Raw genomic sequence first — 11,413 nt, forward strand, 5'->3', positions numbered from 1 at the left:
GCCCCGGAGCCCGGCGCTGTTGACGACACACCGGGGGTCGGGCGGTCAGCGGCGGGTGACCGTCAGCGCGGGTGGACGGCGTCGGCCGCCTCGACCAGGTTGCGCCGGTGCCGCACGATCACCAGGGCGGCCAGCGCCGCCGCGAACGCGATGTCGGCGGGGCGGTCGTGGCGCACCAGCGACGCCGGCACGAGCATGAGCGCCCCCGCGACCGAGGACAGCCCCACCCGGCGGGTGACGAGGAACGTGACGCCGAAGGCGGCCAGCACCGGCAGCACCCACCACGGCTGGACGGCCAGCACCGCGCCCAGCGAGGTCGCCACTCCCTTGCCCCCGCGCCCGCGCAGCCAGGGCGAGGAGATGTGGCCCACCACCGCGGCCAGGCCGGCCACGAGCGCCGGCACGGGGTAGCCGAGGTGGTCGAGCAGCACCACCGGCAGGTAGCCCTTCGCGACGTCGAGGACGCCGACGAGCACGCCGACCGGCCAGCCGAAGGCCCGCCCGGCGTTGGTCGCGCCGGGGTTGCCCGAGCCCACGGTGCGCAGGTCCGTGCCGCGGGCGCGCGCGATGATCGCCGCGGGGTTCACCGAGCCGACGAGGTAGCCCACGAGCGCGCCGGCGACGCCGAGGCACACGCTCACCACGAGGTCGTGCAGCGGGATGTCCACGCCGAGCAGGCCCGCGCTCACGCGGGGTCCGGCGTCCCGGCGCGGGGATCCCCGGCGTCCTGCCCGCCGAGGTCGGCCCCCTCGTCACCCGGGTCCCCCGCCGCGCCGCCCGGCCGCGGGGACACCCCCACCGCGACCATGCCCGGGCCCACGTGCGCGCCCACCACGGCCCCCACCTCGGCCACGATCACCCGCGAGTCCGCCATGCGCGCCACCAGGTGCCCGGCGAGGGTCTCGGCCCGGGCGGCGGCGTCGAGGTGGTGCACGGCGACGTCGCAGGGCCGCCCGGCCGCCCGCTCGAGCACGAGCTCCTCGATGCGGGCCAGGGCGCGCGAGGTGGTGCGCACCTTCTCCAGCGGGGCGACCCGGCCGTCGACGAGCTCGAGGATCGGCTTCACCGCGAGCGCCTGGCCGAGCAGCGCCTGCGCGGCGCCGATTCGGCCGCCGCGGCGCAGGTAGTCGAGGGTGTCGACGTAGAACAGGGCGCTGCTCGCCGCCGCCCGGTCGCGGATCGCCGTGGCCACGGCGTCCGGGTCGGCCCCCGCCTCCGCGGCGCGCGCGCCGTCGAGCACGGCGAACCCCATGGCCATCGCCACCTGCCGGGTGTCCACGACCTCCACCGGCACCGGGGCGTCGCGCGCGGCCAGCACCGCGGAGTCGTAGGTGCCGGACATGTCCCCGGACAGGTGCGCCGACACCACCGCGGTGGCGCCGGCGGCGGCTGCCTCGGCGTAGGCCTCGGCGAACCGGTCGGGCGAGGGGCGCGACGTGGTGACGATCGTCCACTCGCGCAGCGCCGCGGCCACCTCTGCGGGCGTGATCTCCACGCCCTCGTCGTAGGGGTGACCGCCGACGACGACCTGCACCGGCACCACCCGGATGCCGTGCGAGGCCACGAGATCGGCCGGCAGGTACGCCGTCGAGTCCGTGACGATCGCGACGCGGTGCATGGCCGCGACCCTACTCAGCCGACCCGGCGACGCACCTCGCGCAGCGACGCCGGCTCACGCCGGGACGACGTTGACCAGCTTCGGCGCGCGCACCACCACGGTGCGGATCGCCGCGCCGTCGAGCGCCTTCACCACGCCGGGCGAGGCCAGCGCCAGCTCGCGCAGCTCGTCCTCGGCGATGTCGGGCGACACCTCGAGCCGGTCGCGGACCTTGCCCGCCACCTGCACGACGCACGTGACGGTGTCCTGCACCAGGAGCGCGGGGTCGACCGACGGGAACCCGGCCAGCGCCACGGTGGGCTCGTGTCCGAGCCGCTCCCACATCTCCTCGGCCGTGTAGGGCGCCACCAGCGACAGCAGGATCGCGACCGCCTCGGCCGCCTCGCGGACCGCGGGGTCGCCGCCGCCCGGGCCGGAGTCGATCGCCTTGCGCGCCGCGTTGACCAGCTCCATGGTCTTCGCCACGGCCACGTTGAAGCGGAACGACTCCACCGCCTTGCGCACCTCGTCGACCGCGTGCGCGGTCGCCCGGCGCAGCGCGAGGTCGCCGGTGGCCGGGTCGGTGCCCACGGGGCTGGTCACGTCGCCGGCCAGCCGCCAGGCGCGCGAGAGGAACTTCTTCGACCCCGACGGCGACACGTCCGCCCAGTCGATGTCGTCCTCGGGCGGACCGGCGAACACCATCGTGAGGCGCACGGCGTCGACGCCGTGCACGGCCAGCTCGTCGGACAGCCGCACCAGGTTGCCGCGCGACTTGCTCATGGCCGAGCCGTTCATGCCGACCATGCCCTGGTTCAGCAGCCGGGTGAACGGCTCCACGAAGTCGACCAGGCCCATGTCGTGCAGCACCTTGGTGATGAAGCGGGCGTACAGCAGGTGCAGGATCGCGTGCGTGACACCGCCGGTGTACTGGTCGACCGGCGCCCACACGCGGGCCTGCTCCACGTCGAAGGCGACGTCGCTGCGAGCCGGGTCCAGGTAGCGCAGGAAGTACCAGGACGAGTCGACGAAGGTGTCCATGGTGTCGGTGTCGCGCGTGGCCGCGCCGCCGCACCGCGGGCAGTCGACGTTGACCCACTCGGTGGCGCCGCCCAGCGGCGAGGTGCCCTTGGGCGTGAGGTCCAGGCCCTCGGTCGGCGGCAGCGTGACGGGCAGCTGGTCGTCCGGCACGGGGACCTCGCCGCACGACGGGCAGTGGATGATCGGGATGGGCGTGCCCCAGTAGCGCTGGCGGGAGATCAGCCAGTCGCGCAGCCGGTAGTTGACGGCACCCGTGCCCAGGCCCTGCTCCTCCAGCCAGGCCACCATCCGCTCGATGGCCTCGGCCTTCATCAGCCCGTCCAGGAAGCCGGAGTTCACCGCCGGGCCGTCACCGACGTAGGCCTCGCCCTCCCAGCCCTCGGGCGGCTGCACGGTGCGCACGATGGGCAGGCCGAAGGCGGTGGCGAACTCCCAGTCGCGCTGGTCCTGGGCCGGCACCGCCATGATCGCGCCGGTGCCGTAGTCGGCCAGCACGTAGTCCGACGCGTAGACCGGGATGCGCTCGCCGTTGACGGGGTTGACGGCGTAGCGCTGGAGGAACACGCCCGTCTTGGGCCGCTCCGTCGACAGCCGGTCGACCTCGCTGATGGTCTTGACCTGCTCGAGGTACGCCGCGAACTCGGCCTCGGCCGGCGTCCCTGCCGCCAGCTCGGCGGCCAGGTCGGAGTCGGCGGCCACCACGAAGAACGTGGCGCCGAACAGCGTGTCCGGCCGGGTGGTGTAGACCGTCACGGGCTCGTCGCGACCCTCGATGCGGAACCGCACCTCGGCGCCGGTCGATCGCCCGATCCAGTTGCGCTGCATCAGCAGCACCTTCTCGGGCCACATGCCCTCCAGCTGCGCCATGTCGTCCAGCAGCCGGTCGGCGTACTCCGTGATCCGGAAGTACCACTGCGTCAGCTTCTTCTTCGTCACCACGGTGTCGCAGCGCTCGCAGCGGCCTCCGACGACCTGCTCGTTGGCCAGCACCGTCTGGTCGAACGGGCACCAGTTGACGGCGGACGCCTTGCGGTAGGCCAGGCCGCGCTCGAACAGCTGAAGGAACAGCCACTGGTTCCACCGGTAGAACGACGGGTCGCTCGTGTGCAGCACGCGGTCCCAGTCGAACGAGCAGGCGTAGCGGCGCATCGACACGCGCTGCTGCTCGATGTTGTCGGCCGTCCAGAGCACGGGGTCGGCACCGCGCTTGATCGCGGCGTTCTCGGCGGGCAGCCCGAAGGAGTCCCAGCCGATGGGGTGCATGACGTTGTAGCCCTGCTGCACCCAGTAGCGGGCGATCACGTCACCGAGGGCGTAGGCCTCCGCGTGGCCCATGTGCAGGTCGCCCGACGGGTACGGGAACATGTCGAGGATGTACTTCTTGGGCCGCTCGTCGTCGGGCCGCCCGCTGCGGAAGGGCGCGAGCTCGTCCCACACCGGCAGCCACTTCTCCTGCACGGCGTGGACGTCGTAGCCCGCCTCGCGGCCGTCGGACTCCGGGGCGGTCGTGTCGTTCTGCGTCATGGCGAAATCCCTCGTGGCTGCTGCCTCGTCGGCGGCTCGGCGCCGCGGCGGTCGGTCCCGGACAGACGAAGACCCCTCGCACAGGAGGGGTCAGCCGCACCGGTTCGCCGACGTCACGCCGGGCGCTTGCTCCGGTGCGGCCCGAGAAGCAGGAGTCGCCGGGCTCGCACGCGGCACAGGATAGCCCACGGCCCGGTGCGGCCCGACGCCGGTTGCGGCCGCGCCGCAGCTGCGGCCGCGGCTCAGGCCCAGCCGCAGCGGCGCAGCTCGGCGGCCAGTGCCCGGCCCACCGCCTCGTGCGTCGACCAGGCCCAGTGCAGCCCGTCCGGGTTGGCCGAGCCGTCGCGCAGCGCGGGCAGCACGAGCGGGTCCGGGTCGACGAGGCCGGTGCCGTGCGCGGCCGCCCACCGGCGGGCGGCCGCGGCCGCCGGTGCGTGCCCGCGGTCGGACGGGTAGGTGGCGGCGGCATAGGGCGAGGGCCCGAGCAGCACCGACGGCAGCCCGGGACGGTAGTGCGCGATGCCCTCGACCACCCGGCGCAGGTAGTGGTCGGTGGCCGCCTGCGGCAGCTGGCGCACGCGGCCGTCGAGCAGCCGGATCACGCGCGGGGAGGTCGCGGCGTAGGCCCGGCGCACGCCGCGGCGCAGCGACCCGGGACGCACGTACGGGATGCCCTCGCGCAGGAACGTGGGCACCGACGCGGGCAGCGCGTCCATGCCGCCGACGCCGAGCACCACTGCGTCGGCGCGCGGCACCAGCTCGCCCCACACCCGCGGGTCCTTCGTCAGCGCCCACCACGCGTCGCGCGCGGTCCAGCCGATGCGGGCCACGACGTCCGCGCGCACCTCGTCGCCCGGGCCGGCCAGGGACGCGGCCAGGACGTTCGGGTACAGCCGCGGGTCGCCGGGCGGCTGCGGGCCGTCCGGCCCGTGGAAGGCGAGGGAGTCGGCGAGGACCAGGACGTGCCGCACGCGTCGGCTCATGCCCCGAGCTCGGTCAGGGTCGCGTCGAGCTCCGCGACGAACCGCTCGGCGTCCGCGCGCGAGAACACCAGCGGGGGGCGGACCTTGAGGATGTTGTTGTCGACGCCGGCCGTGCCGAGCAGCACGCGGCGCCGGCGCAGGCCGTTCACCACCCCGAGCGTGAGGGCCTCGTCGGGCTCGCGCTCCGTGCCGGGCACGGTCAGCTCGACGCCGACGAACAGCCCCGCCCCGCGGACGTCGCCGATCGCGGGGTGGCGCCCGGCCAGCTCGCGCAGCAGCTCGACCGTGTGCCGGCCGACCACGAGGGCGTTGTCCTGCAGCCCCTCCTCGCGCAGCGCGTCGAGCACGGCCTGCGCGGCCGCGATCGCCATGGCGTTGCCGCCGAAGGTGTTGAAGTAGCGCATCTCGCGCCCGAACCGCTCGATCACCTCGGGGCGCACCACCGTCGCGGCGATCGGCATGCCGTTGCCCATCGGCTTGCCGAGAGTCACGATGTCCGGCGCCAGCGGCCCCTCCGCGAGGCCGTGCCGCGCGAAGCCCCACAGCGCCTCCCCCGTGCGGCCGAAGCCCGGCTGCACCTCGTCGGCGACGTAGACGCCGCCGGCCCGCGCGACCACCTCGCGCACCGGGGCGAGGAAGCCGGCCGGGTCGGTGAGGACGCCGTCGCTGGCGAAGACCGAGTCGGCCACGAACGCGGCGAAGCGGATGCCGTGGGCGGCCAGGTCGTCGATCGCCGCCTGCACCTGCGCGGCGAACCACTCCCCCAGCCCGGCGAAGCCCTGGGCCGCGTGGTCGACGCGGAAGGCGTCCGGCGCCGGCACCCAGCGGACCCAGTCCGGCAGCGAGCCCAGGCCGCCCAGCGACGGCGAGATCGCGGCGATCTCGGTGGTGACGCCGTGGTAGGCGTTGCGCGTCACGACGACGCCGGTGCCGCCGGTGTGCGCCTTGGCGATGCGCAGGGCGAGGTCGCCCGCCTCGGACCCCGTGCAGGTGAACATGACGTGGCCGAGCTCGGCCGGGAACGTCGAGAGCAGGTCCTCCGCGTAGGCCACGACAGCGGGGTGCAGGTAGCGGGTGTGCGTGCTGAGCACCGAGGCCTGCGCGCAGATCGCCGCGGCCACCCGCGGGTGCGCGTGGCCCAGCGACGGCACGTTGTTGTAGACGTCGAGGTACTCCTGGCCGGCGGCGTCGTAGAGGTGCACCCCCTCGCCGCGCACGATCTCCAGCGGCTGCTCGTAGAAGAGCCGGTAGGCAGGCCCCAGAGCGGCGATCCGGCGGCGGACGAGGTCGGCCGTGCGCGCGTCGAGCTCGCCGACGCGTGCCGGGTCGAAGTAGCTCGACGGACCCACGGTGCCGGAGCCCGCCATGTCAGCCCACCCCCGATGCAGGGGCGGGGGCCGAGGCGAGCCGGCGCAGTGCGCGGGCCGCGTGCTCCACAGACCGGGCCGTGTAGCCGGCGTTCGCCGGGTCGGACGCCGCGAGCCAGGAGTTGACCAGCAGCCGCTGCGCGAGCCGGGTCACCACGAGGTCGGGCAGCAGCGCGGCCTCGTCGTCGTCGAGCTCCCGCACGGAGACGAAGCCCTCCGCCACGTCGTAGGGCGCGGCCCACGGGTCGACGTGGTGGCGCTCGAAGGCGTGGTCGGCGCCCACCGCGTAGGCCATTGCGACCGCCAGGTCCGCGACGACCGCCGTGCGCACGACGTCGCCGAAGTCGAGGATGCCGGTGACGAACTCCGGCCCGGCGGGGTCGACCAGCACGTTGTCCGGGTTGAGGTCGTTGTGCACCACCTGCTGGCGCGCGGCGCGCAGGCGGGGGCCGACCTCGGCGTCGTAGCGGTCGAGCACCGCGGCGACGTCCGTCGCCACCGCGGGGTCGCCGATGGCGGCGAGCAGCGGGCGCAGCGAGGCGACCTGCTGGAGGTCCCACGGCAGGACGCGGCCGGCAGCGGGGTGGTCGAAGTCGGCGAGCGCGGCCGACAGGCGCCCGGCCGCACGGCCGACGGCCCGCCGCTGCGCCGCGTCCGTGAGGGCGTACTCGAGGGTCGAGCCCGGCAGGTAGTCGAGCACGCGCGCCAGCCTCGGCTCCCCCTGGGCGCCCGCGACACGTCGCACCGGCGCACCGGCGGTGTCGGGTCGCAGGCGCGGCAGCGGCAGCGCCGGGTCGCGGTCGGCAGCGTGCTGGAGGGCCCGCACCTGGAGGTCGACGAGGGCCGCGTCGTCGGCCGGGTGCGCGACCTTGACCACCACCGTGTCGCTGCCGAGGGTCGCGAGGAACGTGTCGTCGCGCTCGGTGTCCAGGCGCACCAGGTCGCGGGCGACCAGCCCCCAGCCCTGCGCGAGCAGGCCGGCCACGGCGTCGGCGTCGAACCGGCGGAAGGGCGCGGCGAGGTCGTGGTCGACCCACCGGTCCGGCGCCTGCTCGCTCACGCGCGCAACCTACCCGGGCGCGGTCGGGGTGGCGGCGCGGAGCACCCGGTCGGGCGAGGGCGCCCGCCGCGGCGTGCGCGGGTCAGGCGTCCTGGTCGGGAGCCTCGACGGTGACGATGCTGGCGGGGTGCCCCGAGCGGGCGGCGCGGCGCAGGTACATGTCCCGGTCGGCGACCCACAGCAGCCGCTCGACGTCGCCGAGGTCCCACGGCTCGAGCAGCGCGCGCCCGACGCTCACGCGGACCGAGGTGACGATCCGGTCGCTCGGGAAGGTGTCGCCGAGCCAGACGTGCAGCCGGCGCTCCAGCTCGTCGGGCTCGGTGCCCACGCCTAGGCCCACGACCACGAACTCGTCACCGCCCCAGCGGGCGATCACGTCGGTGGCGCGCGAGGTGGCGCGCAGGGCCTGCGCGACGGCCATGATCACCCGGTCGCCGGCGTCGTGGCCGTGCCGGTCGTTGACCACCTTGAGTCCGTCGACGTCGACGAACGCGCACCACACGGCGTCGCCGGTCCGACGCGCGAGCGCCACCACCTCGTGGCTGAGCATGGCCAGGCCCCGGCGGTTGCACAGACCTGTCGCGGCGTCCTCCGTCGCGGCCTGCGACGCGCGGCGGATCGCGGCGGTCGCCGTGTCGATGCTGCGCCGGCGCACGAACAGCACCACGCTCGCCAGCGCGGTCGCCGTGAGCATGAAGAACACCCAGTGGTCCCACCGCGCGAACGAGCCGCCGAGCTGGCCCACGCAGGCCAGCCAGGCCGCCCAGACGAGGGCCAGCGCGCCGAGGAACCACCGCAGGCGCAGCAGCCCGACGCCGGCGCCCACGAGGACGAGCACGAAGGTCGAGGTCTCGTCGGACTGCGCCGAGGTGACGAGCAGCACCGAGCCGTACGCCGCGCTCACCGCGACGAGGCCGACCGCCACGGCATGGGCGAACCGCTCCGCTACGAGCTTCTTCCAGGCGAGCAGGGCGACGGTCAGGGCCACCAGCGCCGCTGACCCGGCGGCGACGTCGACCGGCTGCGTGGCCGCCGCCGTCCCGTCCGAGACGTGGTGCAGGCCGGCGAGGCCGACGTAGAAGACGGCGAGCGCGAGGCCACAGGGCAGCAGGGCCCACGCCGTGGCCGAGTCGTACTCGCGCGCGGTGCCGGCCTCCCGGTCATAGGCGCGGTGGCGCCATGACTCCGGTATCGCAGTCATGGTCCCTACCTCGGCGGACGCCGACCTCGGACTGAAGCGACGCCGCCCCCGACCTGTGCCGAGGTGCGGGTCGCGCGTCACCCCGCGAGCGTAGGGCGGGCGGCGCGCGTGCGGGATCCCGCAACCAGGGGATCGTCTGCTCCGACCGGGTGACACGAGGGCCCACGACCGGCCCCGTCCGCGCGTGAGCGGGTCACCGAGCGTCGCCGCCGCGCGGGCGCCGGTGGCCCTGCGTCACCGCCGGGCGGGGCCGGGGCGCAACCCGCGCGCACGGCGGCCGCCGACACGCCTACGGTCGGCGGATGGTGAGCAGCGAGCTGTGGGACGCCCGGACGGCGGCGACGTACGACGAGGACTCCGCGGAGATGTTCGCTCCCGAGGTGCTCGGGCCCACGCTCGACCTGCTCGAGCGCCTCGCCGGCGACGGCCCGGCGCTCGAGCTCGCCGTGGGCACCGGACGCGTGGCGGTGCCGCTGCGCGAGCGCGGGGTGGCGGTGACGGGCATCGAGCTGTCGCCGCACATGGTGGAGCAGCTGCGGCGGCGGGCGGCCGAGGACGAGCTGCCCGTCGTCGTGGGCGACATGGCCACGACCGTGGTGGCGGGCCGGTTCAGCCTCGTGTACCTCGTGTTCAACACGATCTCCAACCTGCGCACGCAGGCCGAGCAGGTCGCGTGCTTCCGCAACGCCGCCCGTCACCTGAGGCCGGGCGGCCGCTTCGTGGTCGAGCTGTGGGTCCCGCCGCTGCGGCGGCTGCCGCCGGGCCAGGACGCCGTGCCCTTCGACGTGAGCGACGGGCACCTCGGGTTCGACACCTACGACCTGGTGACCCAGGAGTGCGTCTCGCACCACTACCGGCGCGAGGCGGACGGCACCATCCGCTACGGGTCCGGCCGCTTCCGCTACGTCTGGCCGGCCGAGTGCGACCTCATGGCCGAGCTCGCCGGGCTCTCGCTCGAGTCCCGCTGGGCCGACTGGACCGGTGCGCCGTTCACCTCGGAGAGCACCAGCCACGTCTCGGTGTGGCGGGCGCCCGGCCCGGCCTGAGCGCCGCCGCCGGTCGCGGACCGGATTTCCCGCCCGGCGGGGGGCACCGTTATGCTGCTCCGGCACGACGCACGGGGCTGTGGCGCAGCTGGTAGCGCACCTGCATGGCATGCAGGGGGTCAGGGGTTCGAGTCCCCTCAGCTCCACGCACTGACGAGGCGCCGACCCACTGGGTCGGCGCCTCGTCAGTGCTGGGGCTGATGCGGACGTGGGCCCCCGCTGGCCGCCGACGGGACCGAGCGCCATAGGCCGTCGGACTGCGGCCAGTAGGGGACCTCAGCTCCACGCATGGGAGAGGCGCCGGCCCCACAGGGGTCGGCGCCTCTCCCATGCTGGATCTGATGCGGACGTGGGCCCCCGCTGGCCGCCGACGAGACCCAGTGCCACACGCCGACCGAACGGCGGCCATCAGGGGACCTCAGCTCCACGCAGGAGGGCCGGGGACCGGGGTCAGGCCTCGTCGCCGACGGGCTCCTCGGGCAGCGAGCGGGCGTTGTGCTCGGCAAGGCGCCAGCCCCCGAGCGGCAGCTCCTCGAGCACCGACCAGGCACAGTTCACCAGGCCGCCGAGCGCGGCCCAGTGCTCGACCGGCAGACCGAGCAGCTCGCCGATGCCGGACCGCGCGGCACCGCCGTGGGTGGCGATCACGAGCAGGCCGCCCTCCGGCAGCCGCGCCGCGTGCCGGCGCACGCCGTCGGACACCCGCGCGGCGACCTCGGTGCGCGACTCGCCGCCGCCCGGGCGCACGTCCGCACCGGCCGACCACGCGGCGTACACCTCGGGGTCGAGCGCGATGATCTCGTGGCGCAGCAGGCCCTGCCAGGTGCCGGCGTAGGTCTCGCGGAACGCGGGATCCGTGCTCACCTCGAGCCCGACGAGGTCCGCGAGCGCCTGCGCCGTGGCCCGGGCCCGCTCGAGGTCGCTGGCCACGATGCGGTCGGGTCGCAGCGTGGCGAGGTCGCGCGCCGCGCGCTCGGCCTGCGCCACGCCGACGTCGTCGAGCGGCACGTCCGTGCCGCCCTGGAACCGCATCTCGGAGTTCCACGCCGTGCGGCCGTGCCGCCAGAGGATGACCCGGCGGCTGCTCATCCCGCGTCGGCGCCCTCGCCCGCGCCGGAGCCGCTGCGCGTGGACGCCGGCCGGGTCACCGACTCCGGCAGGGCGATGCGGGCGCCGTCCTTCCACAGCCGCTCCAGGCCGTAGTAGGTGCGCTCCTCGGAGTGCTGGACGTGCACCACGAGGTCGACGTAGTCGAGCAGCACCCAGCGGCCGTCGCGCTCGCCCTCCCGGCGGACCGGGTCGACGTCGATGCGGTCGAGCGCCTCCTCGATCCCGTCGACGATGGCGCGGACCTGGCGGTCGTTGGCCGCCGAGCACAGCAGGAACACGTCGGTGATCACGAGGGTGTCGGAGACGTCGAGGGCCACGATGTCCTCGGCGAGCTTGTCCGACGCGGCCTCCGCGGCGATCCTGGTCAGCTCGAGCGCTCGGGCGGATGCGGCCACGCGGTTCGTCGTCCTTCCGGTCGTGCGGGCCCGGGGCCCGGCTCGCCGCCCCCTCGGACGGCCGTCCGCCATCGTCTCACGGGGGCGGC

10 protein-coding genes and 1 tRNA gene are annotated in these 11,413 nt (G+C 75.2%); 2 read left to right on the plus strand and 9 right to left on the minus strand.

From position 1 onward, the window contains the following. Positions 1-62: 62 nt before the first annotated feature. The 7 genes from plsY to GC157_14230 form a co-directional block, all read right to left on the minus strand. Entirely contained in the window at positions 63-644 is a 582-nt protein-coding gene (plsY, locus tag GC157_14200; protein MBI1378613.1) for a glycerol-3-phosphate 1-O-acyltransferase PlsY, read from the minus strand. A gap of 41 nt (positions 645-685) precedes the next feature. Then, the gene (locus GC157_14205) at positions 686-1,618 is read right to left on the minus strand and encodes a DegV family EDD domain-containing protein (GenBank protein ID MBI1378614.1); all 933 of its coding nucleotides are present in this window, start codon (positions 1,616-1,618) and stop codon (positions 686-688) included. 54 nt (positions 1,619-1,672) lie between these two features. Continuing rightward, positions 1,673-4,162, minus strand: a complete 2,490-nt coding sequence (locus tag GC157_14210) for a leucine--tRNA ligase (protein ID MBI1378615.1) — start codon at positions 4,160-4,162, stop codon at positions 1,673-1,675. A gap of 242 nt (positions 4,163-4,404) precedes the next feature. Continuing rightward, complete coding sequence (locus GC157_14215; GenBank protein MBI1378616.1) at positions 4,405-5,145, minus strand: SGNH/GDSL hydrolase family protein; 741 nt, start codon at positions 5,143-5,145, stop codon at positions 4,405-4,407. After that, positions 5,142-6,512, minus strand: coding sequence for an aminotransferase class III-fold pyridoxal phosphate-dependent enzyme (locus GC157_14220; GenBank protein MBI1378617.1), 1,371 nt, complete (start codon positions 6,510-6,512; stop codon positions 5,142-5,144). Before GC157_14220 ends, GC157_14215 begins: the two co-directional genes overlap by 4 nt. A gap of 1 nt (position 6,513) precedes the next feature. After that, a complete protein-coding gene (locus GC157_14225) occupies positions 6,514-7,572 on the minus strand; it encodes a phosphotransferase (GenBank protein MBI1378618.1) in 1,059 nt (352 codons plus the stop codon). 82 nt (positions 7,573-7,654) lie between these two features. Beyond that, the gene (locus GC157_14230; GenBank protein MBI1378619.1) at positions 7,655-8,773 is read right to left on the minus strand and encodes a diguanylate cyclase; all 1,119 of its coding nucleotides are present in this window, start codon (positions 8,771-8,773) and stop codon (positions 7,655-7,657) included. A gap of 302 nt (positions 8,774-9,075) precedes the next feature. Here GC157_14230 and GC157_14235 point away from each other — a divergent pair, with 302 nt between their 5' ends. Together GC157_14235 and GC157_14240 are read left to right on the plus strand one after the other, a co-directional pair. Next, a complete protein-coding gene (locus GC157_14235; protein MBI1378620.1) occupies positions 9,076-9,819 on the plus strand; it encodes a methyltransferase domain-containing protein in 744 nt (247 codons plus the stop codon). Between the two features lie 73 nt (positions 9,820-9,892). After that, positions 9,893-9,965 (plus strand) — tRNA-Ala (locus tag GC157_14240). 304 nt (positions 9,966-10,269) lie between these two features. Here GC157_14240 and GC157_14245 read toward each other — a convergent pair. Together GC157_14245 and rsfS are read right to left on the minus strand one after the other, a co-directional pair. Continuing rightward, positions 10,270-10,908, minus strand: a complete 639-nt coding sequence (locus GC157_14245) for a histidine phosphatase family protein (protein MBI1378621.1) — start codon at positions 10,906-10,908, stop codon at positions 10,270-10,272. Next, a complete protein-coding gene (gene rsfS, locus GC157_14250) occupies positions 10,905-11,324 on the minus strand; it encodes a ribosome silencing factor (protein MBI1378622.1) in 420 nt (139 codons plus the stop codon). Before rsfS ends, GC157_14245 begins: the two co-directional genes overlap by 4 nt. Between the last annotated feature and the right edge of the window lie 89 nt (positions 11,325-11,413).

The organism is Frankiales bacterium (assembly GCA_016125335.1).
Classification (GTDB): domain Bacteria; phylum Actinomycetota; class Actinomycetes; order S36-B12; family CAIYMF01; genus Longivirga.

What these genes read in the sequence shown, in the direction of transcription:
- GC157_14205 (MBI1378614.1), bottom strand. Translation starts at nt 1,618, where the DNA reads ATGCACCGCGTCGCGATCGTCACGGACTCGACGGCGTACCTGCCGGCC.
- GC157_14210 (MBI1378615.1), bottom strand. Translation starts at nt 4,162, where the DNA reads ATGACGCAGAACGACACGACCGCCCCGGAGTCCGACGGCCGCGAGGCG.
- GC157_14215 (MBI1378616.1), bottom strand. Translation starts at nt 5,145, where the DNA reads ATGAGCCGACGCGTGCGGCACGTCCTGGTCCTCGCCGACTCCCTCGCC.
- GC157_14220 (MBI1378617.1), bottom strand. Translation starts at nt 6,512, where the DNA reads ATGGCGGGCTCCGGCACCGTGGGTCCGTCGAGCTACTTCGACCCGGCA.
- GC157_14230 (MBI1378619.1), bottom strand. Translation starts at nt 8,773, where the DNA reads ATGACTGCGATACCGGAGTCATGGCGCCACCGCGCCTATGACCGGGAG.
- GC157_14235 (MBI1378620.1), top strand. Translation starts at nt 9,076, where the DNA reads ATGGTGAGCAGCGAGCTGTGGGACGCCCGGACGGCGGCGACGTACGAC.
- GC157_14245 (MBI1378621.1), bottom strand. Translation starts at nt 10,908, where the DNA reads ATGAGCAGCCGCCGGGTCATCCTCTGGCGGCACGGCCGCACGGCGTGG.